At 63.1% G+C, this 23,489-nt stretch carries 26 protein-coding genes and 1 pseudogene; 20 read left to right on the forward strand and 7 right to left on the reverse strand.

Annotation, left to right across the window (positions count from 1 at the left end; genetic code table 11):
- The first annotated feature begins 165 nt into the window (after positions 1 to 165).
- The 4 genes from SH412_RS27310 (at position 166) to SH412_RS27325 (ending at position 3,772) form a co-directional block, all read left to right on the forward strand.
- Positions 166 to 414, forward strand: coding sequence for a hypothetical protein (locus tag SH412_RS27310; protein WP_336521205.1), 249 nt, complete (start codon positions 166 to 168; stop codon positions 412 to 414).
- A 369-nt stretch (positions 415 to 783) separates the two neighbouring features.
- Positions 784 to 1,452, forward strand: a complete 669-nt coding sequence (locus tag SH412_RS27315; RefSeq protein ID WP_336521206.1) for a hypothetical protein — start codon at positions 784 to 786, stop codon at positions 1,450 to 1,452.
- A gap of 72 nt (positions 1,453 to 1,524) precedes the next feature.
- Positions 1,525 to 3,045 carry an HTTM domain-containing protein gene (locus tag SH412_RS27320; RefSeq protein ID WP_336521207.1) on the forward strand — a complete coding sequence of 507 codons (1,521 nt, stop codon included), beginning with the start codon at positions 1,525 to 1,527 and terminating at the stop codon, positions 3,043 to 3,045.
- Between the two features lie 175 nt (positions 3,046 to 3,220).
- Complete coding sequence (locus SH412_RS27325) at positions 3,221 to 3,772, forward strand: hypothetical protein (protein WP_336521208.1); 552 nt, start codon at positions 3,221 to 3,223, stop codon at positions 3,770 to 3,772.
- A 33-nt stretch (positions 3,773 to 3,805) separates the two neighbouring features.
- Here the strand turns inward: SH412_RS27325 and SH412_RS27330 are convergent, their stop codons facing one another.
- Positions 3,806 to 4,117: a hypothetical protein gene (locus tag SH412_RS27330; RefSeq protein WP_336521209.1), complete on the reverse strand. Its 312-nt coding sequence runs from the start codon at positions 4,115 to 4,117 to the stop codon at positions 3,806 to 3,808.
- A 165-nt stretch (positions 4,118 to 4,282) separates the two neighbouring features.
- Complete coding sequence (gene surE / locus SH412_RS27335; RefSeq protein WP_336521210.1) at positions 4,283 to 5,077, reverse strand: 5'/3'-nucleotidase SurE; 795 nt, start codon at positions 5,075 to 5,077, stop codon at positions 4,283 to 4,285.
- A gap of 111 nt (positions 5,078 to 5,188) precedes the next feature.
- On the opposite strand from surE, the gene SH412_RS27340 reads away from it, so the two are divergent.
- From SH412_RS27340 to SH412_RS27355, 4 genes and pseudogenes are all read left to right on the forward strand, one after another.
- Positions 5,189 to 5,833 (forward strand): nucleotidyltransferase family protein, encoded by a 645-nt coding sequence (locus tag SH412_RS27340; protein ID WP_336521211.1) that lies wholly within the window; start codon positions 5,189 to 5,191, stop codon positions 5,831 to 5,833.
- 392 nt (positions 5,834 to 6,225) lie between these two features.
- The gene (locus tag SH412_RS27345) at positions 6,226 to 7,605 is read left to right on the forward strand and encodes a hypothetical protein (RefSeq protein ID WP_336521212.1); all 1,380 of its coding nucleotides are present in this window, start codon (positions 6,226 to 6,228) and stop codon (positions 7,603 to 7,605) included.
- Positions 7,606 to 7,844: 239 nt separating this feature from the next.
- Positions 7,845 to 8,039 (forward strand): annotated as a pseudogene (locus SH412_RS28750) (transposase); the annotation flags it as partial.
- Between the two features lie 194 nt (positions 8,040 to 8,233).
- A complete protein-coding gene (locus SH412_RS27355; RefSeq protein ID WP_336521214.1) occupies positions 8,234 to 8,371 on the forward strand; it encodes a hypothetical protein in 138 nt (45 codons plus the stop codon).
- 10 nt (positions 8,372 to 8,381) lie between these two features.
- On the opposite strand, the gene SH412_RS27360 is transcribed toward SH412_RS27355, so the two are convergent.
- The 3 genes from SH412_RS27360 to SH412_RS27370 form a co-directional block, all read right to left on the reverse strand.
- Complete coding sequence (locus SH412_RS27360; protein WP_336521215.1) at positions 8,382 to 9,272, reverse strand: UbiA family prenyltransferase; 891 nt, start codon at positions 9,270 to 9,272, stop codon at positions 8,382 to 8,384.
- 232 nt (positions 9,273 to 9,504) lie between these two features.
- Entirely contained in the window at positions 9,505 to 10,719 is a 1,215-nt protein-coding gene (locus tag SH412_RS27365; protein WP_336521216.1) for an inositol-3-phosphate synthase, read from the reverse strand.
- 236 nt (positions 10,720 to 10,955) lie between these two features.
- On the reverse strand, positions 10,956 to 11,381 hold the full coding sequence (locus SH412_RS27370; RefSeq protein WP_336521217.1) for a hypothetical protein: 426 nt from the start codon (positions 11,379 to 11,381) through the stop codon (positions 10,956 to 10,958).
- A 434-nt stretch (positions 11,382 to 11,815) separates the two neighbouring features.
- Here SH412_RS27370 and SH412_RS27375 point away from each other — a divergent pair, with 434 nt between their 5' ends.
- From SH412_RS27375 to SH412_RS27390, 4 genes are all read left to right on the forward strand, one after another.
- On the forward strand, positions 11,816 to 12,760 hold the full coding sequence (locus tag SH412_RS27375; RefSeq protein WP_336521218.1) for a DUF1338 domain-containing protein: 945 nt from the start codon (positions 11,816 to 11,818) through the stop codon (positions 12,758 to 12,760).
- 110 nt (positions 12,761 to 12,870) lie between these two features.
- Positions 12,871 to 13,383: a hypothetical protein gene (locus SH412_RS27380; protein WP_336521219.1), complete on the forward strand. Its 513-nt coding sequence runs from the start codon at positions 12,871 to 12,873 to the stop codon at positions 13,381 to 13,383.
- A gap of 187 nt (positions 13,384 to 13,570) precedes the next feature.
- Positions 13,571 to 14,035, forward strand: coding sequence for a DUF420 domain-containing protein (locus SH412_RS27385; RefSeq protein ID WP_336521220.1), 465 nt, complete (start codon positions 13,571 to 13,573; stop codon positions 14,033 to 14,035).
- Positions 14,036 to 14,125: 90 nt separating this feature from the next.
- Complete coding sequence (locus SH412_RS27390; protein ID WP_336521221.1) at positions 14,126 to 14,413, forward strand: hypothetical protein; 288 nt, start codon at positions 14,126 to 14,128, stop codon at positions 14,411 to 14,413.
- Between the two features lie 93 nt (positions 14,414 to 14,506).
- On the opposite strand, the gene SH412_RS27395 is transcribed toward SH412_RS27390, so the two are convergent.
- Both SH412_RS27395 and SH412_RS27400 read right to left on the reverse strand, forming a co-directional pair.
- On the reverse strand, positions 14,507 to 15,286 hold the full coding sequence (locus SH412_RS27395; RefSeq protein ID WP_336521222.1) for a class I SAM-dependent methyltransferase: 780 nt from the start codon (positions 15,284 to 15,286) through the stop codon (positions 14,507 to 14,509).
- A 634-nt stretch (positions 15,287 to 15,920) separates the two neighbouring features.
- The gene (locus SH412_RS27400; protein WP_336521223.1) at positions 15,921 to 16,268 is read right to left on the reverse strand and encodes a hypothetical protein; all 348 of its coding nucleotides are present in this window, start codon (positions 16,266 to 16,268) and stop codon (positions 15,921 to 15,923) included.
- A gap of 125 nt (positions 16,269 to 16,393) precedes the next feature.
- On the opposite strand from SH412_RS27400, the gene SH412_RS27405 reads away from it, so the two are divergent.
- The 8 genes from SH412_RS27405 to SH412_RS27440 all read left to right on the forward strand — a co-directional run bounded on the left by SH412_RS27405 (position 16,394) and on the right by SH412_RS27440 (position 23,467).
- Positions 16,394 to 16,945 (forward strand): hypothetical protein, encoded by a 552-nt coding sequence (locus SH412_RS27405; RefSeq protein ID WP_336521224.1) that lies wholly within the window; start codon positions 16,394 to 16,396, stop codon positions 16,943 to 16,945.
- Positions 16,946 to 16,949: 4 nt separating this feature from the next.
- Entirely contained in the window at positions 16,950 to 17,582 is a 633-nt protein-coding gene (locus SH412_RS27410; protein WP_336521225.1) for a hypothetical protein, read from the forward strand.
- Between the two features lie 85 nt (positions 17,583 to 17,667).
- Entirely contained in the window at positions 17,668 to 17,979 is a 312-nt protein-coding gene (locus SH412_RS27415; protein WP_336521226.1) for a DUF433 domain-containing protein, read from the forward strand.
- Positions 17,980 to 18,122: 143 nt separating this feature from the next.
- Positions 18,123 to 18,746 (forward strand): TetR/AcrR family transcriptional regulator, encoded by a 624-nt coding sequence (locus SH412_RS27420; protein WP_336521227.1) that lies wholly within the window; start codon positions 18,123 to 18,125, stop codon positions 18,744 to 18,746.
- On the forward strand, positions 18,743 to 19,834 hold the full coding sequence (locus SH412_RS27425) for a hypothetical protein (protein WP_336521228.1): 1,092 nt from the start codon (positions 18,743 to 18,745) through the stop codon (positions 19,832 to 19,834). Before SH412_RS27420 ends, SH412_RS27425 begins: the two co-directional genes overlap by 4 nt.
- 30 nt (positions 19,835 to 19,864) lie before the next feature.
- Complete coding sequence (gene devC / locus SH412_RS27430) at positions 19,865 to 21,019, forward strand: ABC transporter permease DevC (protein WP_336521229.1); 1,155 nt, start codon at positions 19,865 to 19,867, stop codon at positions 21,017 to 21,019.
- Positions 21,019 to 21,738, forward strand: a complete 720-nt coding sequence (locus SH412_RS27435) for an ATP-binding cassette domain-containing protein (protein ID WP_336521230.1) — start codon at positions 21,019 to 21,021, stop codon at positions 21,736 to 21,738. The genes devC and SH412_RS27435 overlap by 1 nt, the downstream gene beginning before the upstream one ends.
- 430 nt (positions 21,739 to 22,168) lie before the next feature.
- Positions 22,169 to 23,467: an L-fuconate dehydratase gene (locus SH412_RS27440; RefSeq protein WP_336521231.1), complete on the forward strand. Its 1,299-nt coding sequence runs from the start codon at positions 22,169 to 22,171 to the stop codon at positions 23,465 to 23,467.
- The last annotated feature ends 22 nt before the right edge of the window (positions 23,468 to 23,489 follow it).

Here is a 23,489-nt window from a genome sequence, read left to right on the forward strand (position 1 = left end):
TCCGGACTCGTGGAAAACTCTGCGCTTTGAATCAATTCTTCCGAAGTTTCCGTCGCTGGCGTCCGATCTATTCTCTCGGAGAGACGCACGTTGAGCGTCAACCGCAGGATTACTGCCGATCCCCAGAGGACGGCAAGACGGTCGGCACGCCGCAAGGACGCAGTCATGAACCGGAGTGTGAGCACGTTGGGACAGAAGCTGGCTTTGGCTGGCTGCCTGCTGGCATCGGCCACGGCCACGGGCTGCTTTCAGACGACCGTCGGCGGTCAAACCCTGCCGTCGGCGTACTATCTGGAAGACGACGTGCAGTACTTCCCGGCCGGCGCGGAGACTAAGCTCTCCAACCAGATTCGCGCTCTGGAGCGTTATAAGCTCGAGCAGCAGTCTGAACAGGACGGGCCGACGGACTATTAAGGTCCGACGGTCAGCGGCGAAATAGCACTCTGTCCGGTTCCCTGTTTGCAGGAGTCGGGGCCGGTGCTTGAGAACACCCGAGCCCGTTGACGTGGATGGCCGCCCCCGAGCGCGGTCGGCCGCATTCCGACCGTTTGAAGCGCTGCGTGCCTGCTTCGTGGTTTCCCGCCACAAGGGCGGCGGAGACGTGCTCCCGGTCGTCTCCCGACTGTGGAAGATTTCGCAGTTTTCCAGGCGAAAACAGGACAAACTGATCCTCATTTCGTCTTGACGCAAACCAGCCTTCCGCTAAGCTTCCGCCTCAAGCTGGCGGTTGTTGGCGCCGTTGCGTTGCCGATCCCCGTCGCCGGCTTCCAGGGAGGGAAGTTCATGCCGCGCTGGATCAGCAATCTGTTCATTTCCGCTTACCTGGGCGCCATGCTGCTGGGTATCGGCTGCCAGGCGCTCAAGTTCGGGACCGCGTCCCACCCGATCATGTACTACTTCGTCTGGGACATGTTCTGCGGCTGGAGCTCGCACGAGACCCGCTTCCATGTCCTCGGCGAGGGTGAGAGCGGAAACTACTACCGCCTGGCCCCAGGCCCGTGGAGCAATTTCTCGCCGTACGGAGAACTCTCGCGGCACCACTACGACGCGCTGGGGAACGCGTTCCATAAGATGGGGCTGACCACGCTCCGTCACACGGAGCACGAGCCGATGCGTCGGATTCTGGTTCTCGAAGAAAGCTGGCCCAAGAAGTACAACCTTCCCGACTTCCTGTGGAAGCTGCGGTACGACGAGCCCAAGGATCCGCAGAGCTACTTCTGGCTCCGCCAGGTTCACGATTCCGACGGCAGGATGCTGGCGTTCCATGGCGACTGGCTGTCGCACGAAAGCAACAAGGCGATCGCCAATAATCCGCGACTTCTCGCGGACGCCCGTCGCGGGAAGCCGTTTTTCGCGATCAATCCCGCACTGCGGCAGCCTCAGCATCCCCTGGGATCGAACCAGTGGGAGAGCAGCCAGGCGTCGACGGGATCGCCCTTCAGCGCCAACTAGCGGGCGGCGGATGACGAATCCGGGGCTGCTTCGCGCCCCGATCCAGGTATCGGACTGCAGGGAGGCAGGATCGTGTCCAACGACTCTTCGACCGGAATTCTGTCGGGCGCCAGGAAGTTCTTCTACGACCGGGAGACGCCCTATGGGCTGGCTCTGGCCCGCATGCTGCTTTGCGGATCGCTCTTGAGCCTGTACCTGCCGCGCTGGCCCGTCGCCCGCGAGCTTTATTCCACCGACGGTGCGATCGCTCAACTCGGAACGGGATATGGCTACCTGGATTTCATGCCGGAGTTTTCGGCGCCGGTCATCATGGCGATGATCAGCATTCTGCTCTTCACGCTGGTGACCGCCGGAATCGGATTCTGCACCCGAGTCTCGCTGATCGTCGCCGGCGCCATTCATACCTACCTCAGCCTGATCGACTGCGTCAGCACCATGACGAAGTACACGGTCATCGCAACCCACATGTTCGTACTTCTGTCCGTTTCGCACTGCGGCGCCATCTGGTCCGTCGACGCCTGGCTGAAGGGCCGACGACGGAACTGGTGGCCCGGCGAACCGGCCTCGGAGCAGCCGAAGTTCCCGGTCTGGCCCCGCCGGCTGCTGCAGTTGCACATCGGCCTGGTCTACTTCGGCGCCGCGATCACCAAGATGAATACGTCAACCTATCTCAGCGGCGACCAGCTTCAGTTCTGGATGCAGACGCATCTCAACTTCCCGCATCCCCTGGGGGAGTTTCTGAGCCTGTATCCGGTGCTGATGGTGGCGATGGGATATGTGGCTCTGATCTGGGAAGTGATCTTTGTCTTCCTGGTCTGGAACCGCACGTGGCGACCCTGGGTTCTCAGTATCGGCGTCATCTTTCACACTCTGACCGTCTTCACGCTCGGGCTGATGCTGTTCCCGGTCATCATGTTCGCCGCGTATCTGTCGTTCGTCGAAACGTGCGATGTTCAGCGGGCCGGCGTCTGGTTCCGTCGACAATTGCGAGGCCATTCGCGGCTGGGGGCTCTGATTCGTCGCTGCCGCGAACGGATCTCGCTTCGCCCGGCCCCCGCGAGCTGGCAGTCCGCGGCCGCCCGGGTCTTCGCGTTCGGTTGCATCGTCGTTGCAGGGGGCGGCATTGAACTGGAATACCTGCTGGACCCTTATCAGATTCGCCGGCCGGAGGGACGCCACGTCCTGCAACCTCTCGATCCGGCCGTGACCAACGCCATGTTGAATTTTGCATCCGGCATTCGCGACGTCGACAAATTCACGGCGATCGACACGGGGACGCTGCTCGTCGGCGACATGCTGGTGGATCGCAGAAAGGTCTTCCGCCAGGGCGAACAGCTTATCACCCAGTGCTCGCTTTCGCCGCCGCACGAGGACCTGTGGCTGGAATGCCGGCTGGTCGACGCGGATAACGTCGAAGTTCAGCGGGCGATGGCGGTCGCGCGGTGCGAGCAGTTCCGCTCCAATCTGCTGGTTCCATTGAACGACCGGGTGCTACCCGGCGAGTACAAGCTGATCGTCGAACTGGCGGGGCGCGAAGTCACTCAGAAGAGCATCACCGTGCTGCCCCGTTCGGGAAGCCTTTCGGCCAATTGAATCGTCGGCTGCAGACATGACTTCGGCAGGACAGCGGCGGCTCGAAGAGCGGTCGCTTGTCGCTTGGCACGGAAGAGTCCGACGTGACTGGGCAGACGTCTCCGGGTCGCTTAGACTTGGCGGGAGTCGCGGAAATCTCCGCGTCGCTCCCTTCGCCTCTCCGGAACTTCCGACGATGTGGTTCACCGAGGATGCCTGGACCCCGATGGCGCTGCTGGCGATCGGGGCACTTGTCTGCCTGGGATTGTGGAATACGTCCCGGCGCAACGGCTATCTGCTGGTTGCCGCGGTCTTTGCCCTGGGCTGCGGAGCGACGTGGGTCATCGAGAGCTCGGTGGTGACCGACCGCGAGCAGCTCGAAGCCCTCGTGCAGAATCTCTGCGACGATTTTCGTCGGAAAGCCCCCCGGACTCTCGATTACTTCTCGGCCCGGTCGGAACCGTTGCGGGTGATGGCGGCCAGCGCCATGGCGCTGGTCGACGTGCAGGACGATCTGCGGGTGACGGACTTCGAGACGGAACTGACGAACGAGAACACGCGCGGCAGCGTTCATTTCCGGGCCAACGCGACGCTGTCGGTCGGGGGCTTCGGCAACGTCGGACGGCAGCCCGTTCGGGCCATTATCGACTGGCAGCGGGAAGGGGGCGCCTGGAAGATCGTCGAGATTCGCCGGCTGAACCCTTTGAACGGTCAGGAAATGCCCGTCATGTCGCAGAGCACCAACTGACCGGCGGATCGTGCCATTCGAGGGTCGCCGCGATCAGAACGGTTTCACCTCCAGCCAGCCTTCGCGGTAGTAAGTCCGGTCAACGCGGCCGCCGTTCTGCAGCACGAAGTTGTTGATCCGGTATGCGCTCCGAACGCTGAAGCCCGCACCTTCGTTGTAGTAAGCGGTTCGATACGCCGAACGGCTCTCCGGAACCGGATGGGGCGTTTCGACCCCCTCCGGCACGTTGTGGCTGAAGTACGACCGACGGTACATCCAGTCCTGGGCGTCGGCGGCTGCGGAGAAACCAAGCAGTCCGGCGGCCGCCAGAATCTTCGGAATCAGGCGAAGCGGTGTGGCGAACATGGAACCCCTCCGGCGGCTCCCGCGCTCGCTCTCGTGAACGGTGTTGTCAGGCTAACACGCAAGTCGTTCACGAAAATCGACAGAGGCGAAAGCTCCACGCCGAAGAACCAATGAAAGCAGCTTCTGCGCCGCTCGCCTCGAAAGGGCTGCGATGTTTCAGACTCTTTACACGGCTCCAGCCGACGGCGGCTCGCGGGGCGGCAATTCCCAGGTCGCGTTCTGCAGCCGGTCAAGCACGGGCCGCTCGGTCAGATCGAAGTGCAGCGGCGTGATCGTGACGTACCCGTCCAGCAGCGCTTCGATGTCGGACCCTGGGTCCATGTGGTGGCTTTTGATCGGCTCGATCCCGCTCCAGAAGTAAGTCCGTCCCCGCGGGTCGATCCGTTTCTCGATCGTGTCCGTATGCCGCCGGACCGCGATCGACACGGTCTTCACGCCCAGCGGCCATTCCGGCTTGTCCGGAGGGAAATTCACGTTCCAGAGGGCTCCCGGTCCTTCCCAGCGTTCCAGCAACTGCCGACAGACGGCGACGGCGTTGCGGGCGGTTTTCTGGTAGTTCGGCGGGCCGCTCGACCACTGGGACAACGCGATCGACGGGATTCCGAAAAAGGCCCCTTCAATCGCGGCGGCCACGGTTCCCGAGTAGAGGACGTTGATGCCGACGTTCGCGCCGGCGTTGATGCCGCTGATGACGACATCCGGCTGCCGCGGGCAGAACTCAAGGATCCCGAGCTTCACGCAGTCGGCGGGGCTCCCTTCGGCCTTCCAGCCGAAGAACTCGCCGTTGCGGTATTCGCGATGGACGACGATCGGGTGGAGGTAGGTGATCGTATGCCCGACGCCGCTCTGCTCGACGGCCGGGGCCACCACCGTGACGTCGCCCCAGCGGATCAGTTCGGCGTGGAGCGCCTGCAGTCCCGGGGAATGGATTCCATCGTCGTTCACCAGCAGAATCTGCAAAGTTCGGCTCCTGGAGATTTTGCGTCGCGTTCGCCGCGTTCGCAGTATTATGGGGCAGCGTAGTCGCAGAGTCCGACCCTGCCAACTGATTGAGTGATTGTCGACTTCTTTATGGCTCCTGCAGCTCGCGTCTTTGCCGTGGTTCCGGCCGCCGGCCACAGCCGTCGGATGGGGCGGCCGAAATTGCTGCTGTCGCTCTGCGGCGAACCGGTCATCAGCCGGTTATTAAAGGTTCTGCGGCAGCCGCCGGTCGAGGACGTTGTCGTTGTCGTCCGCCGGTCGGATGCGGAACTGACCGCCGCCGTGGCGGTGGCAGGGGGAACCGTGGTGTCGTCGGACAGCGATCCGCCTGACATGCGGTCCAGCGTCGCGGCCGGGCTTGCGGAGATCGAGTTCCGCTGGTCGCCGTCGGACGACGACGTCTGGCTGCTGGTTCCGGCCGATCACCCGCTCCTCGAACCGGCCGTCCTGCCGGAGCTGCTGACGGCGTGGAACGCGCTGCGGCCCGATATCCTGCTGCCGACGTTTCGTGGCGAACGGGGACACCCGGCTCTGTTTCGGTGGAGCCTGGTGACTCACATCAACATTCTCCCCCCGGATCGGGGCCTGAACGCCCTGCGCGATCTCCCTGGAATCCGTGTGGTCGAGCACGAAGTGACCTGTCCAGGTGTGACAATGGATCTGGATACGCCGGAAGACTGGGAACGCCTGAAGCGGATTGCGGACGACGAGAACGAGGATTTCGAGTCAAACTGAAATCCCCGCAAATGATTTCTCAATCACATGTTGCGGCGCAGACTTGCCTCGGGCCTCTTCGGGCGGCCGACCGGTCGGCAATTGGCGAGGTAGAGTTGGGATGATTGTGTGGATTTTTCCGGGCGATGCGGCGGCGACACAATGTTGCATTCTAGTAACGGCGTGTTTCGCGGATTCTCATGGCAACTCTGCAACGTGGGTGAAATGGGCAATGTAGGGTTGAGGGGTGGCAGGGGCTCGGCGAAGAACGTCGGAACCTTGAGTTTTCCTTGGGGAAGATTTGCTTCGGGCGGAAAACGGTGGCCACAATGACAAACGCAGTGAATCTGGGGGAATTGGCGATCTCGTCGATTGTCGGTCTCGCCGGGTCGGTTACTTCGAGGGGAGGTCACATGATTCAGACGAAAGTCGGCGCAGTGTTGGCGCTGGCGCTCGTCGTCGGCGCACTGCCGGGATCCGCAGAAGCTGCCGCCTATTGCGGTGCGGCGAGCTACAACTGCTGTCCCACCGCGGCGTGCCAGCCCACGGCCTGCTACACGGCATGCCGGGTGGAGCGTCAGACGTGCTATCGCACCGTTTACGACACGGTGATGGAGCCGCAGCCGTACACGGTCAGTCGCACGGTTTACGACACGTCGTATGAAGACGTCCGGGAGACGTGTTATCGGACCGTTGTGGAAACCGCCTATCGCGACGAGCAGTATCAGGTCGCCCGCCCGGTGTTCGAGTGCAGCGAGCGCGAGGAGCGCCACACCGTCCAGCGACAGGTCTGGGAAACCGGCTACCGCGACTGCAGCTACACGGTCCGCCGGCCCGTCTGGGAGACCGCCTCCCGCGAATGCCGCCGGATCGTCCAGCGACCGGTGATGGAGACCTGCGAACGGGAAGTCTGCCGGACGGTCATCCGGACGGTCAGCGAGACCATCAACCAGGAACGCTGCCGGACGGTGTTGCGGCCCGTCACCACTTATCGCACGGTCCGGCAGGACTGCGGCCAGTGGACGACGCAGCGGATTTATCATCCTGGTCCCGTCTGTCCGCGAGTCACGCTCGATGAGTGTGGCTGCCCGCGGACCTGCATGGTGCAGATGCCCGGCTTCACCACGTGTCGCCGCGTCTGGTGTCCGAACATCGTCGAACGTCAGATTCCCTGCACCACGATGCAGGCGGAAGTCGTCCGCGAAGTCTGTCCGGTGACCGTCTGCCGACGGGTTCCGGAGACGATTGTGACCAAGGTGCCGTACCAGGTCTGCCGGATGGTTTCGGAAGAAGTCGTCGAGCAGATTCCGGTTCGGACCTGCAAGTGGGTCAATGAAGTCGTGAACCAGCAGGTTCCGGTTCGGACCTGCAAAGTGGTCTGCGAAGAAGTGGTCCGCAAGATCCCAGTCCGGACCTGCAGGATGGTTACGGAAACCTGCTCCCGCAAGGTGCCGTTCTGCGTGACCCGTCAGGAACCGGTTGAAGTGGTTCGCCGGGTGGCACGGTGCGTACCGCGCTGCGAGCAGATCCAGTGCACCCGGATGGTGCCGCGCTGCGTGGCCCGTCAGCAGGCTTATGAAGTCTGCCGGATCGTCCCGCAGACGGTCTGCCCGAGCGGCCCCTGCAGCGCCTGTGCGACCGGCAACTGCGACGTCGTTCCGAACAACGGGACGCTCTCGCCGAGTGCGGAGCCGACCGAAACGGAGAAGCCCGCGTTCCCGTCGCCGACTCCGATTCCGGAACCGCCGGCGGAGCCGGAGCGGACGCCCGCAACGGCGGGACCCAACGCCTGATCGGTTTCGCGATCTGAAATGAGCGATGAAAATAGCGGGGGCTGACTCGTAACGAGTCAGCCCCCGCTCGTCGTTTCCAGTTGCTCCGCATTTCTCACCGCGTTTCCAACAGAACCCGCCTCGTTCGACGTCAGTGAGTTTGCGAAGACGCGCTTACGGAGTTCGAAGGAGGCGGTTCCATGGAAACTGAGTGTCGCGGGCGGACGTGGCGTTCTTAAGCGGGCGGCGGGTGCGAAGGCGTGGCCCGGTTTGATGGCCGGCGAGTCACTTCCGACGGCGGCGGACTGCTGCTCGAAGAGGTCGAAAATCGCTTCCGCTTCATCGAACGCTTCGTCGGGTGCTTCACTGACTATCGCGATCCCGACCTCCTCGAACATCCGCTCGTCGATCGGCTCAAGCAGCGAATCTTCGGCCTCTGTCTGGGCGACGAGGACCTCCTGGACCACGACATGCTTCGGCACGACGCCCTGCTGGCCGCGCTGGTCGGCAAGGACGATCCGGAAGGACGCCTCCGCTCCGGCCGCGACCGCGGCAAGCCCGCTGTCCGGCAAGAGCACGCTCAACCGGCTCCAACTGCCCCCCTGCCGGGCCAATCAGTTGCGGGCTGGCCCTGTCGACGGTGGCGTACATGGTGCTGCCGGCGCTGCGCGAGTTCGGGCCGCCGGAGACCGATCTGGCCCGCGCGCAGGCCGACACGATCCGACTGAAGCTGCTGCCGCCGGGCAGCCAGACCCTCCGAAAACCCGTCCGGCGAAGGGCGGCGTGAGAAATGCGGCTCAGGTCATGCGGATCCAGCGGCTGAGGCTCAGCGCCGGGACGACCAGGAGCGCGACGGCCAGCGCCAGGATGGCGTCTCCGGTGTGCCAGAGAACCAGGGCGGCGTCGAACATGATCAGCGACAGGAGCGCCAGCTTGATCACCGGCTGGACGTGCTCGGGGGCCGGGTTCATCACCGCTCGAATTGCGTGCCTGTTGACCGTGAAGGCGGCGAAGGCGATCATCGCCAGGGGGATCGCCGGACGCATCTCCGCGGGCCAGGTCAGCAGCAGCCAGACCAGCACGCCGAGCCCCGCGTTCATGAGGACGAGGGCGGCGGCGAGGATTCCGCGGTTGCTCTGCCGGGCTTCGGTCTTCGCGAACAGGGTCACGCCGACGATGTAGATTCCCAGGCCGATCGCGCAGGCGATCTGGGGACGGGCCCACATCATGGTCGAGGCGAGCCAGGGGAATTCGCTGGCGCCCAGCATGACATTGAGAAATCGGCAGGCGCCCATCGCCAGCGGGCCGGCCGGGGTCCGCTTCAGAAAGCTGTCATAGCCGAGGATTGCGACGACCAGCAGTGCCGCGATCTGCAGGCTGGAGGGACCCACCATCGCCGCAGAAGCGACGCCGGCGGTCATCAGGCCGACGCCGAGCAGAATCGCCGTCTGGAGCGAGACGCGCCCGGAAGGGATCGGGCGATTCGGCCGCTCGGCGGCATCCTGCACGCGGTCGAAGATGTCGTTGAAGACCATGCCCGCGAGGTAGAGCCCGCAGGAAGCGGCCAGCAGCCCGACGAACTGCGGCCACGGATCGAGGCCGCGGTGCGTCAGCACGTAGCCCAGAAAAATATCGGCCATCGCAGTGAAGACGGTGGGCAATCGGAGCAACTGCAAGATGGCGTACATCGTTCGCGGTCCGGTCTGTTGAAGAATACCGGAAGACTCACCGCGGAGATTGGAAGAGAAGCCTGAGGAAAGTGAAAAGTGAGTATTGAGTAGTGATGAGTGCAAAGTGGCGGGCATCGCAGGGATGCAATCAACTTTGCACGACTCAGTTCTCACTACTCACTTTTCACTCTCCGGGCATCTCTTCTCCGCGTACTCCGCGGTGAAAACTCTTCTTCGTATTTCGTCCGTCTCAACCTTCGGCTGAGACTGTCTCTGCCCATTGGCGCAGTTCCTGGAACTGCAGGGCGAATGCCGGTTCGTCGCAGCCCATCGGGCTTTTGAAGAACGAGGCCAGGTGCGACATGACGCCGGCTTTGCCCCGGCGGGCTTCCCGCTCGGTCAGCCGGATCAGGTCGATGACCAGCGGGGCGGCCAGCAGCGAGTCGCAGCCCTGCCAGGTGAACTGCAGGACCATCGGCGTTCCGAGGAAGCCTTTGAAGTGGATGTGATCCCAGGCCGTTTTCCAGTCTCCCATCGATTCGATGTATTCGATCGAGACCAGCGTCTGCGGTTTGTAGCCGAGGATTTCGGTGAGCAGGTGGTCCTTCGAGCGGACCTTGTTCGCCTTGTTGACGGGGTCGTCCAGGACTTTGCCGTCGAGGTTGCCGAAGATGTTGTGCCCGACCCAGCTCATCACCTTCAAATTGCGGGCGGCGAACATCGGCGCCAACACCGCCTTCATCAGCGTTTCGCCCGTCTTGCCGTCCCGGCCGACGTGGACCACCTTCTGCCGCAGCGCAAACTCCATCAGCGACGGCAGGTCGCTTCCCGCCGAGGGGGTGAAGTTCACGTAGGGGAACTTCTGCCGGAAGGCGGCGATGGCGTAGAGCGAACTGGCCGGCAGCGGGCAGGCGGCGCCGGTGACGAGCTGCTGCTCGACCTGATCCCAGGTGAGGGTGCGGGCTTCGTCGGAGATCGGGGGCTCCGTCGATGAGACGTTGACGACGATGACCTTGTCGAGCTGGTGCCGCTTCTGGAAGTCGTGCATGTCGGCGGCGAGCCGCGTGACTGCGGCGCCTGCCGATTCCGACTGGTGATGCAGCGCATCGACGCCCGCGAGCGAGACAATCTTGGGACCGACGCCATGCAGCGTGCCGGGACGGATGTCTTTGTCGATCGCTTCCAGGTCTTCCCGAATCGCCTGCATCATGGCGGGCGCAAAGACGTGAGACTGTTCGTGGAGCTGACCGGCTTCCGCCACGTAGTTGGTGTCGCGGATCTCGTGTCCGCCGATGACCAGTTCATCCCAGCCGGCGAGACCGAGCTTGTCGAAGGGGGGGAGGGTCGTTACCAGGCCCGTGGTTTCAGTCAGTCCGCGTTTGAGAGCCAGGAGTCCCGCCACCACCGTCGTGGCGACTCCGCCCCACGCACCGACCAGCCACACCCCCGTCTTCCGCCCCGACATGCTCGAAACCTCCCCGGATGATCGCATCAATGCTTACCGGGAAGAACTGTACCACAGGCTCAGACGCCCCGCGAGCGAGGCCATGCAGGGATCGGCGAAGTCGAAGGAGAGAGTTGCGTGATCCGTTCCAGAAGCGAAATCGCTCGCGGCCCGCTTCCTCCGGCCACAGTGCGTTTTGAACATTTCGCTGCGCATTTCGCACTTCCGGCCAGCTCATCCGCTCCTCACGTGCGTCGTTACGACCAGACATCGTCCGACCGACCCTCGTGAACAAACAGTCGCCGGGCCGGGGCGAACTGTTGCGGTGCGCCCGCCAGGACTCGCAGCCAGACCGCCTGTCCCTGGTAGAGCCCTTCGATCGACACGTGCGGTCCCAGTTCATCGCCTCGGCTTGCGCCGAGTCCGTGGGACTGCCAGCCGATCTGATCGATCTGGTCGAATTGTTCGACGATCGACTTCACGTCGACTGAAAACCGGGATGACTTTACGGCTCCGTCGCGCCGACCGCCGACGATCTCGGTGCTTCCGGCGAAGAGGGTCACTTCCCAGACATCTTCGTGCAGACAGAAGTGGCAACCGAGCGGGCCGAGCTCGTCCAGTTCGTGGATCTGCGCGACGACGTGGTTGGCCAGTTCAGTCAGCCAGGCGGGAGGTGCAACCATGGGGCGAATCAATCTCGTGCGGGAACTGGAGACTCGGCCCGTGATTCGGGCCGCTCAGGGATGGCGTGTCACCACGCGCCACCACCGACCTTCAAGGCAACTTGAGTGCCGCACAATCCAGTCTGTGAGAGTTTCTACCAATTCCCAGTCCAAATCGCTCCGCGACAGGCCGGCTTCTCCGGGATTGAGTCGGTTAAGACGGTCGAAACCAGTCTGCGCGACTGTTGCCGGCCCGCAACACCCGGTGCGCATCTTGCGACACCCATTCCCGCTAGAATCGCACTATCGCACACACGCTCTACGCGCGGCGCAACACTTCGTCGTGCGCGCCAAAGCGGCGCGGCGAGATTGAACAAAGTGCTTCGATTTCTGAACGTCTGACGTTTCTGCGCCAACCGGGCGAGGCCCGCCGGTGGGGAAAAGGAATCGCACTGATGAACGACGTGGATGTTCGCGGACCGCATGCGTGGATTCCGGTGGAGTCGGCGCGCGACGAACTGCTGGCCCGGTTTCTGGACCGCCTCTGGCGGCGCTACCGCGAGCGAGTCCCCTACGTTCGGATCTATGAGGAGCTGATTGCATCCCACGGCGGAACGTTCGTCAACGATCACATCGCGTTTCGCACGCTGGCGTGCCAGCAACCGTTCTGCGGGATACCGTCGCTGTCGCGATTGTTCGAGGCGTTCGGGTATGAGGCGGCCGGCTGCTACCAGTTTCCGGACAAGCACCTCTCGGCGATCCATCTGCAGCACCCGAACGGTCTGTTCCCGAAGCTGTTTATTTCCGAGTTGCAGATGGGGAAGCTGCCGGCGGAGATCCGAAGGCCACTCCGCAAGTCGCTGCAGACGCATCGCCCGGCTCTGAGCGACGAACTGCTCGACCGCGTCGCGACTCCGGACTCCCGCGATCTCGAACTGCTTCAGCTCTGCACAGACTGGATCGAAACCCTGCCGTGGGCTCCGCCTGAAGAATCGGATCTTCTGGCGGTCAACGCGGCCAGCCAGTACGGGGCTTGGGTGCTCGGTCACGGCTATAACGTGAACCACTTCACGGCCCTGATCAATTCGCAGAACTCCCCTGCCCTGGCGGACATCGAGCAGACGGTGCGAGCGCTGCAGCAGGCGGGGGTTCCGGTGAAATCGGAAATCGAGGGCGCCCCCCGCAGCAAGTTGCGGCAAACCGCAACATCGGCCGCGGCTGGAGACATTACGATTGTCCAGTCGGGACGCCCGACGATCCGCACGTGGCCTTATGCCTATTTCGAGCTCGCCGAACGGGGCGATATTGTCGATTCTGACACCGGCCGCACGAGGCGATTCCAAGGATTTCTGGGATCTCAGGCCACTCAACTCTTCGAAATGACGCGCAGACCGCAATAACTGTGGCGGGCCAACTGAGAATTCACTTTCCGCTTCACAACCAACAGACTGGTCCGCCCTCCGTACCGTTCCCCGAGGGATCGGTCGAGGGGATTCCCGACGAGAGCTCCATGCCCGCTGTTTATCTGGTCCGCTACGGCGCCGTCCCTGAAGTCGCCCGATTTGTCGCTGAACAGTCGCTTTCCGTCTCCCGTGGTGAAACGGTCGTAGTACGAACCCACCGCGGTCTGCAGCTCGGCACGCTGCTGGACGAAGTCAAAGCAACCTCTGAAGCCGAAGGCAGCTTCGAGTTATTGCGGCCGGCCGCTCGCGAGGATTTGGCCGCCGCACGCGAAAACAGCCGTCACGCGGAGGCCGATTTCCTCGATTTTTCCAGACGTATCCTTCAGTGGGGGCTTGAGTTAGAGCTGATTGACGTCGAGCGGACGCTCGATGGCGAAAAGCGGATTCTCTACGTGCTGTGCGATCGCGGACCGGATACGACGAAGCTGGCCCTGCAGGCGGCCGCCTCGGGATTGGGAATTGTCGAAGTTCAACCGGTCTCGTCGGAAGGACCTGTCGTCTTGCCCGCCGAAGGGGGCGGTTGCGGGACGGGTGGCGGCGGCTGCGGTTGCCATTCCTGAGAATCTGCGGCGGTAGACCGGCCTGCAGAATCGTGCCAGGCGCCTGCGTTTTGCGTGATTTCTGTCGATTTCCCGGTCGGACGACCCGTCCCGCCAGACCCTCTCGCCAGCCACTTCCGGCGACTACAATCGGGAGGCGACGCGAACGATGCGAAACGACGTCGACTTCCCGAACTGATGGACTTCCATGGCTGCGCCCGACTGGGTTCTGATGCTTCCGGCTGTGAACGCGAGCCTGAACGGCGTCGCGGCTGTTCTGCTGCTGGTCGGCTACTGGCTCATCAAGACCGGCCGTCGCGATGCTCACAAGAGGGCCATGCTGGCCGCCTTCGGGACGTCGGTGGTCTTCCTGATCTGTTATCTGGTCTACCACGCGGCACTGCATCACTACACGGGGGAGAGCGGCAAGAAGTTTCCGGGGACCGGCGTGGTCCGGACGGTCTATCTGGCGATTCTGCTCTCGCACATCCTCCTGGCGTTCACGCTGGTGTTTCTGCCGCTGATGACGATCTATCGCGCCTGGAAGCAGCAGTGGGAGCGTCACCGGAAAATTGCCCGCATCACTTTCCCGATCTGGGTTTACGTCTCCGTGACCGGAGTTATCATTTATCTGATGCTCTACCACTGGCCCCAGCCGGCGGCTGCCGGCTGAAAACGGGCTCGAACAGCGAATGCTCAAAAGCCTGTGCCACTGGCGACTCGTCCGCCAGTGCCTGCGGAGACGAGACAGAAGGCAGCCGCAATGAATCCACTCACCCGCTGGCAGACTCGACTGACGTTCGCGACCGCCTGGCTGGTCATGCAGACCACGGCGGCCCAGGCCTGCCCCAACTGCAAGTTCGCGCTCGAAGCTGATGCATCGCCTCAGCCGCGGGCCTATATGCTGAGCATCATTTTCATGCTCGCGGTGATCATGTCGCTGTTCGGCGCGATGTTCGGATTGCTCTTCTGGCTGTCGAAACAAGAGTGCCGCGCGCTGACCGACGCGGGCTACGATCACGTCCTGCACAACGCGATCCCCCAGCGGTAACGATCGAGTCGCCCTGGGCGGGGGCGTCTTCGCGAGGGCAGAGCCCGGAAACGACGGAAGGCATTCGTCGGCGAATGGCGTTCCCGTTCGCTCTCAGCGTTTCCGGAGCACGTAGACGACGTCTTCGGTGTCGCCGTTGATCATGACGGGAGCGTCGATATCGTAGCGGAAGTCGTAGACTTCGATCAGCTCGAGGCGGGGTTCGCGGAGCAGGAGGTGGGCCATCTGCTCTGCGGTCCAGGTGCGGAACATGGTCTCGTCTTCGATGCGGAACTGCTTTGTCGGCGTGTAGACGTCGTAGGTCATGCCGATCCGCTCTTCACGTTTCTGGAGATCGACGCCGATCGACCAGAGGCGGGAGTTGACCGTCAGGTTGCCGCGGCCGGCGGACCAGCACTCTTCGGTGCATTGCTGGACGGTGACCGGAGTGAGGTGCAGCCCGAGGAGGTAGACGCCCCCTTTGGCCAGCGCTTCGGCGACGCAGGCCAGGTGGGCCTCGGCGGTTTCCTCGCTGGGAAGGTGCCGGAACGTGTTGATCATGTTGAAAGCGGCGTCGTACTTCTTTTTCACTTTGAAGTCGGCCATATCTCCGACGACGGCGACGGGCTTGAGGCCCTTGCGCTCGAACCGCTTGTTGCAGAAGGCGACGGCTTTTTCGTTGAGATCGTTCCCCGCGACTTCGTAGCCGGCCTCGGCGAGCTTGACGAGCAGCCGGCCGGTGCCGCAGGCGGGCTCGAAGATCCGCTTGACGGGACGTTTGGAAAACCGCTCAAAGCAGGCCAGGAGGAACTTGTACTCGGCTTTCCAGTCGGAGCCGAAGATCAGGTCGTAGTAGGTCGGGAAGTCGTAGAGGTGTCCGGCAATGGTTTCCATGACGCGGCGAGTCTTTCGGCACCGGGAGGGGAAATGGATCTTCGGACGATATCGTAGCGAAGTCCTTGCGGACTGGCACCGGGGCGCGGGAGAAGATGTCTCGCAGAAATGCGGAGAGAGGAAATGTCGAATGCCGAATGCGGAATGTCGAAAGGAAGTCGAGAGTCCAGAGCTGGAGAAGAGCTTGAGTCACTCTGCCGCTGACCACTGACGATCGATGACGGACGACGCTCCGAGCCTGTGATTCTTTCCCGCCAACCGTCACGGATCGACCCTCCGGGCGAAGCCTCCGCAGGCCCGATGCTTCTCCGGTCGCCGACTGAAGTGCGTTTCGAGCAGTTCGACCAGCGGGGCCATCAGACCGCCGGCCGGGCCGGCGGTCGTCACATGGTCCGGCGGCAGCAGTTCGTCGAGCGATCGCAGCTCGATGCGGACCTGAGGGGGGACCCCGCGTTGAAACCGGGGGACGCCGTGAGCAGGCGGGGGCGGGTTGATTCATGCCGCCTGTTGTGGCGTCTTCCGAAGAATCGTGCCAAGCGAACTGCTGAAAAAATCACAGGCTCGGAGCGCCCTCCTGCGCATTTCTCCGTCGTCGAGTCAGGCTGGCGGCCATACCGCCTCAACTCCGGGCGGGTCAGATTCGCGACGGGCCTTGGCGAATGGCGGTCAGATCCAGGGCCATCCCGACGCCAATCCACGCGACGATCAGCAGGATCTGCAGCCAGAACGGCCCGAAGAACAGCGAGACGATGAAGCCGACGCCAAAAGCCAAGCCCAGCAGGACCTGCTTCTCGACGATCTCGGGGACCCACGGAACCTTCTCGCGATTCTTCCGGGTCACGAACATTGCCAGCAACACGAACAGCAGCATGATCTGCGGCAATTCGGTCTTCAGCGACGTGAAGTGCCGAAGAGAAAAGAACGTCAGCATTCCCAATCCGAAGATGCCGTCAGTCAGAATGGTTCGCGTCGTCAGCGACATGAAGACGGCTTCGGCTGTCGGGTGGACCGCACAGAAGAACACGTTTAGAGTAGTCGCTGGTTTGAAATCGCTCAATCCGGAATCGGCCTCGATTCATGGCTCCTCTTGCCCCGCAAGGTTCCCCGATGTCCGCCGCCAAATCCGCCTGGCCCCGCACCGTCTGGTCGATCTCGACCCGCGTCGCCCTCGCCAGCCTGGCGGCCTGCGTCGTCCTGGCCGCCCTCAACAGCGTCGGTCTCTCCGCGGTGCGTGTCATGGCCCTTGAAGACACTGTCGAACCGAAGGACCACAACCTGCCACTGGTGAAGCAGAAGGAAGCCCTCCCCGATTATGAACTGATCGTCGTACTGCGAAGCGGCGGCCAGGTCAAACTGGGAGCGAAGCCCGACACCTCGGCGGCAGACGGGCTGGCGTGGACGCTGACCGAGCCGGTTGCGATCGGCGACATCGCGTCGATTCGTCTGGAAGAGCAGGATACGCTGGTCTCGGACGCCGTCGCCGAGGTGCAGTTCTCGACGGAGCCGGTGACGGACAAGGGGTACGAGTTCAGCTTCACGACGACGCGTTCGTTCGGCGTCGGCGTGCAGGCGTTTTTCCGGACGCCGGTCGGGCTGGCGATCGTCGGAGCGTTGTTCGTAGCGATCGTGCTGGTGCTGGTTTCGGCGTTTGCAACGTAGGAAGATGGACCGATTGCGCGAGCGATTTCTGAGGCTGTCGCAACTGCGGAAGACGCTGGTCTTCGGCGGGCTGGGGTTGGTGTCGGGGTGGGTGACGACGGTCGTCATCTGGCTGTTTGTTCGAGGCGAACTGAGCGTCCTGGCTGTCGCGCCGCACCTTGTTCCCGGCCTCTTCCTCGGCTTGATCGTCCTCAAGCCGCTGGCGGTTCTAGGCCAGATTTCTGGTCGCCCCCAATTGCCGTCGCTGGCTCCCGGAATTCTCAGCCATGTCCTGGGGGAGATCACTTTTGTAGTGCTGATAATCCTTGGAACGACCCTGGGCAATCCGAAGTGTACGAATGAGGCAGCCGCGCTTTCCGGGACATTCGCCGGATTCCTCCTAGCGAGATTATGTTTGCCATTCAAAACGCCGCGGAATTCTCGTGTCGGATGGCTGACGACGCTGGGAGTTGGCTTCGTTGCCAGCCTTGCAGCATGGGGATGCCAACTGTGGCTGCCTCAAGTTGCAGGACTGGGGTCGGCATCACTCGCTGGACTTTGGCTCATCGCCCTGATCTTCGTAACTCTACACGTGACGGCTGCCGTCTGCCTGAGCCTGCGGGAGTGGCCGGCGGCGAACGATGGGGTTGCGGACTGAGCTGACTCAGATCACGAAGTCGTACTGTTTCGTTGCCTGACGCTGAGTTACAATCGTTCGAGCTGCTTTCCAGGGAACCGTAAACGTGTCTGCCACCGCCTGGCCGTTCATTGAGTTCGACGATCGCGCCCGACCGCGACTGGCGGGATCGCGCTGGCACGTGTTGCAACTCCTGCGCGAGCACGTCGAGTTTCGCTGGGACGCCGAGCAGATCGCCCGACAACACCCGGATCTGACGCTGCCGCAGATTCACGCGGCCCTGGTGTATTACTACGACCATCGCGAAGAGCGCGACCGGCTGCTGGCTGACGAAGAGCGGGAGTTCGCGGAGTTGCGTGTCGCGACGGCAAGCCGCGAACTTCAGGCGCGGATGAGCCGATTCAAGTCGCTCTGCTAAGAGATTGAACGTCGCCGGGGTCTCTCTCGTAAGCCGTTTCTCAGAATTGCGTTACAGACACTCTCCTTCCATCCCAGCAATGGCCTCTTGATAAATACCGACCGTACGGTACAGTAAAGAAAACCAGCAGGTCGGAATTGCTCATGGCCTCCCCCGATACCCGCGACAAAATCTGTGAAGCCGCCATCCGGACCGCGAGCCGGGATGGACTGCTGGCGATGACGCTGGATAACGTTGCGAAAGAGGCGGGGGTCAGCAAAGGAGGGGTGATGTATCACTTCCCCTCCAAGGAAGAGCTGGTTCGCGGCACGCTCGAATACTTCGGGGCGAAGGTCGAGCTGATGATCCTGCAGCGGATTGCCGACGATCCCGAGCCGCGCTTCCGCTGGGTTCGCAGCATGCTGAGCTGCCTGTTCCCCGATCCGGAATCGCCCCCGTCGGACGGCGAACCATTCTCCCCCGAGCTGCTGGATGGCTTTATGCTGGCTGCCGTGGCGGCGGCTGTGAACAGTCCCGGTCTGATCGAGCCGTTGCGGCAGATGGGGCTGCGACTTCGACAACGGCTGCTGAGCGATCCAGAAGACGGGCTCGACCAGTTGCTCGTCTGGCTGGCGGTGGATGGGTTGTTTCTCTGGCAGTTTGTCGGTCTGATCCGGCGGGATGAGGCGCTGTATGCCGAGATCGGAGCGGCACTGCGGGCCAAAGTGGCTGCGATCCGCGACCGGGTGGATCTGACCCGGCGGAGCGACAGCAAGGAATTGCCATGAGTCATGCTCCTGTCGCAGCCGGACGGCGGAACTTGCGGGTGCTCTGGTCCGTGGTGCTGGTCGTTGTCCTGGCGGGCATCGCCGGAGCGACTGCCGTCCACCGGCTGCAGTCGGATTCGAAGTCTGGAAGGGAGTCCGCATCACCGGATCCCGCCGCGATTCCTGTGAACCACGTCCATGCACTGGGGCGGCTGGAACCGGCCGGGACGGTGTTGAGTCTCTCGCCTCCTTCGGGGAACGAAGGAGCCCGCGTCGAGCGGATGCTGGTGGCGGAGGGAGACGATGTCCCGGCGGACTTCGTCGTCGCGACCCTCGATAACGCCGACCGGCGCAGGGCGGCGCTCGCCGAGGCGGAGGCCCGGCTCGATGCGGCGAAGGCCCGGCTGAATCAGACCCGGGCGGGCGCCAAGGAGGGGGATATCGCGGCTCAGCGATACGCAGTCGATGTGGTCGTCGAGCAGATCAAGGTGGCCCAGCGCGAGCTGAAGCGCGCCCGCGAACTGCATGCGAAAAACGTGCTGACGATCGAGGACCTCGACAACAAACAGTGGGCGGTCGACCGGGCGGAGCTGGAGCATCGGCGGGCGCAGGAACTGCTGAAGAGCGTCAGCGAAGTCCGCGAGATCGACGTGCGCGTCGCCGAGCAGGATGTCGCCACGGCGCTGGCGGCCGTCCAGCGGGCGCAGTCGGAACTGGATGCGTCCGAAGTCCGGACGCGCTCGGCGGGACGGATTCTCAAGATTCATACCCACCAGGGGGAACGGATCGGGGACCAGGGGCTGCTGGAGATCGGCGACGTACTGCACATGGAAGCCGTGGCGGAGATCTTCGAGGCCGACGTGTTTCGCGTCCGTCCGGGACAGGTTGCCCTGGTCAAGCTGGACTGCGCCAACGAGGAGCTGCGCGGCGAAGTCGCCGAGGTCGGGCACCTCGTCGCCCGCAAAGCCGTCCTGTCCAACGATCCGGTCAGCGATACCGACGCCCGCGTCGTCGAAGTTCGCATTCGCCTGAATCCCGAGGACTGCGAGCGCGTGGCCCGACTGTCGAACGCCCGCGTGGAAGTTCAGATCGAACTGCCGACCAAGTAACGCCGACGCCCCTGGCTGGAGCTGCGAGCCGTGCTGTCCAGCGCCAAAGTCGCCTGGTACCAACTGAGCCATCAGAAGATGAAGCTGGCGGTGGCGGCGGCGGGGGTCGTCGTCGCGGTGATGCTGATGCTCGTCCAACTTGGCATCCGCGAAGGAGCGATGGACAACAGCGTGGCGATCGCCCGGCGGATCACCGCGGATCTCGTCGTCGTCAGCCCGCGGACGCGGACGATCTTTCAGTCGGCTCAGTTTCCGCGGAGGCTGCTGTTTCGACTTCCCGCTCACGCGGGCGTGGCGGCTGTCGAAGAGATGTATATGGGGCAGGCCCGATTCCGCAATCCCTGGGAGCATCGCGAGCATCCGATCAACGTGTTCGGGCTCGACCCGCTCCATCCGATGCTCGACCTGCCCGGCTTCGCCGCCCGGGCCGACGAGCTGCAGCTTCCCGATCGGATTCTGTTCGACGGCTTCAGCCGGACGACGTACGGCCCGGTCGTCGACCACATCCGCGAACACGGATTTCTGGAGACGGAGATCAACTTCCGACGGGTGAAAATCATTGAAACGATCAACGTCGGAATCTCGATCACATCCGACGGCAATCTGTATACTTCACCCGCTAATTTTCTCCGTCTGTTTCCAACCCGCGACCCCGGCGCCGTCGACATCGGACTGGTCCGACTCGAACCGGGGGTCGACAGTCGGCGGATGCGCGACGCGCTGGCGCCGCTGCTGGGGAAGGAAGCGAAGATCATGACCCGCGCGGAGCTCGTCGCTTCCGAAGTCCAGTTCCTGCGGGAAAGCGCCCCGATCGACTTCATCTTTGGCATGGGAGCGGCGGTCGGATTCTTTATCGGCTTCGTCGTGGTCTATCAGATCCTCTATACCGAGGTGACGAACCATCTGCCGCAGTTCGCCACGATGAAGGCGATGGGGTTTACCGACGGCTATCTGCTCCAGATCGTCCTCAGCCAGGCGTTCATTCTGTCGATTCTGGGCTACATCCCCGGCTTCTTCCTGGCGCTGGTGCTGTATCGCGTGGCGACGGTGGCCATCCAGATGCAGTTCGCCATGACGGTCCAGCGCGCCACGATGGTCTTTACGTTGACGTTGATCATGTGCGGACTCTCGGGACTGATCGCGATTCGCAAGGCGTGGACCGCTGACCCGGCGGATGTCTTCTGATGGAAACACAAGCACCTCCGGCCGCAGTGTCAAAGTCGCTGGGCAACTCCGCAATCGCCGCCCGCGGGCTGAACTTCGCATTTGGCGAAGGAGAGCTGCGGAAGCAGATTCTGTTCGATGTGTCGTTCGATGTTGCTCCGGGCGAGGTCGTGCTGCTGACCGGGCCGAGCGGCAGCGGCAAGACCACGCTGCTGACGCTGATCGGTGGACTGCGGCACGTGCGCGAAGGGGAACTGACGGTGCTGGCCCGCGCTCTGCACCATGCGAGCGCCGCCGACCTGGTGCAGGTCCGCCGGCAGATTGGATTCATTTTTCAGCAGCACAATCTGCTGCCGTTTCTGACGGCCCGGATGAATGTCGAGCTGATGTTTCAGCTCCACCCGGAAGTTCCTCAGAGCGAAGTTCGTCGCCGGTCGGAAGATCTGCTGACCCGCGTCGGGCTTGGCGACCGGCTCGACTATCACCCGGCGCGGTTGTCAGGCGGGCAGAAGCAGCGCGTGGCCATCGCCCGCGCGCTGGCGGCAGAACCGGCGCTAATTCTGGCGGATGAGCCGACCGCCGCACTCGACAGTCAATCGGGGCGCGACGTCGTGGACCTTTTGCAGGAACTGGCGCGCAGCCGGGGCTGCCCGGTGCTGATGGTCACGCACGACAATCGCGTGCTGGACATCGCCGACCGGATCATTCACATGGAAGACGGTCGCGTTCACTCGGACTGACATCGACGTAGAGAGAAGGCCTCTCGCAGAGCCGCAGAACAGACGCAATCGTCTTCCCGCCTCGCACGGGAATGATGGAATCGCAGGCCGCATCGGGCGAAAACTGGCACGGACCGTTGACAACACTCTCCATAACAGAGTGTGATCCGCCGTGAGTTGCAACATCGCCATCGCGAACGGGTGCATCTCGCAAAAATCGCTACGGACCGTTGACCACGGTCGGCATCGCAGGACGCGGAGCTGGCAGAGAAGAGCTGACGACGACGAGGTGCTTTCACAAGGTCGGAACAGAGGAAACGTCCAGGAATTGTTCCGGTCGATTTGGCGCCTTTGCGCGAGATCTTTACGTCCTCAAAACGGCAAATCGGGGCATCGCGAAGACGCTCCTGCCCCGGCCGCCCCGAATACCAACCCACAGGATCATCGCCTCATGACCACGCGTATCACCGGATTGACAGCCCACGACATTCGCTTTCCCACTTCACGGATGCTCGATGGCTCCGACGCCATGAATCCCGATCCGGATTACTCCGCGGCGTATGTCGTCCTGCAGACGAACGATCCGCAGGGAGTCGCCGGGCACGGAATGACCTTCACGATCGGCCGGGGGAACGAGCTATGCGTCGCGGCGATCGAAGCGTTGCAACCGCTCGTCGTCGGCCTGAGCATCGACGAGTTCGCGGCCGATCCGGGGGCGTTCTGGCGACACATCACCGGCGACAGTCAGCTCCGCTGGGTCGGACCGGAGAAGGGGGTGATTCACCTCGCCACCGCCGCGGTGGTCAACGCAGTCTGGGACCTCTATGCCAAGACGGCTGGAAAACCGCTCTGGCGGTTGTTTGCCGACATGACGCCTGAGGAACTGGTCGGCTGCGTCGACTTCCGCTACTTGACGGATGCTCTGACGCGGAACGAGGCGCTCGACATCGTCCGTAAGCTGCAGCCGACACGAGCAGAGCGGATCGCGCTGCTGCAGGACCAGGGCTATCCGGCCTACACGACTTCGGCGGGCTGGCTGGGATATTCCGACGACAAGCTGCGGCAGCTCTGCCGGGATTGCCTGGCGCAGGGCTGGGAGGTCTTCAAGATCAAGGTGGGGCGTGACCTGGAGGACGATGTCCGCCGGTGCCGGATCATCCGCGAAGAGATCGGCTGGGACCGCCGGCTGATGATGGACGCCAACCAGGTGTGGGACGTCGGCCCGGCGATCGAATGGATGCAGCGCCTCGCCGAGTTCAAGCCGTGGTTTATCGAGGAACCGACCAATCCGGACGACGTGCTGGGACACGCGGCGATTGCGAAGGCGGTGGCGCCGATCCAGGTCGCAACGGGAGAGCACTGTGCGAACCGGATCATGTTCAAACAGTTTCTGCAGTCGGGCGCGATCGGCGTGTGCCAGATCGACAGTTGCCGGCTGGGGGGCGTCAACGAGGTGCTGGCGGTGATGCTGCTGGCGGCCAAATTCGGCGTGCCCGTCTGTCCGCACGCGGGGGGGGTGGGACTGTGCGAGTACGTGCAGCACCTGGCGATGATTGACTACATCTGCCTGAGCGGCTCGCTGGAGAACCGGCTGTGCGAGTACGCCGGGCACCTGCACGAGCACTTCTATCACCCGGCGATCATCCGGAACGGCCGGTATCAGCCGCCGACGGCGCCGGGGTACAGTATTGAGATGTTGCCCGCATCCATTGCGGAGTACACTTACCCGACCGGTCCGGCCTGGAGGTAGGGCCGGTTCCACCGGCCGAATC

The sequence above is a fragment of the Planctellipticum variicoloris genome (assembly GCF_030622045.1).
GTDB lineage: Bacteria > Planctomycetota > Planctomycetia > Planctomycetales > Planctomycetaceae > Planctellipticum > Planctellipticum variicoloris.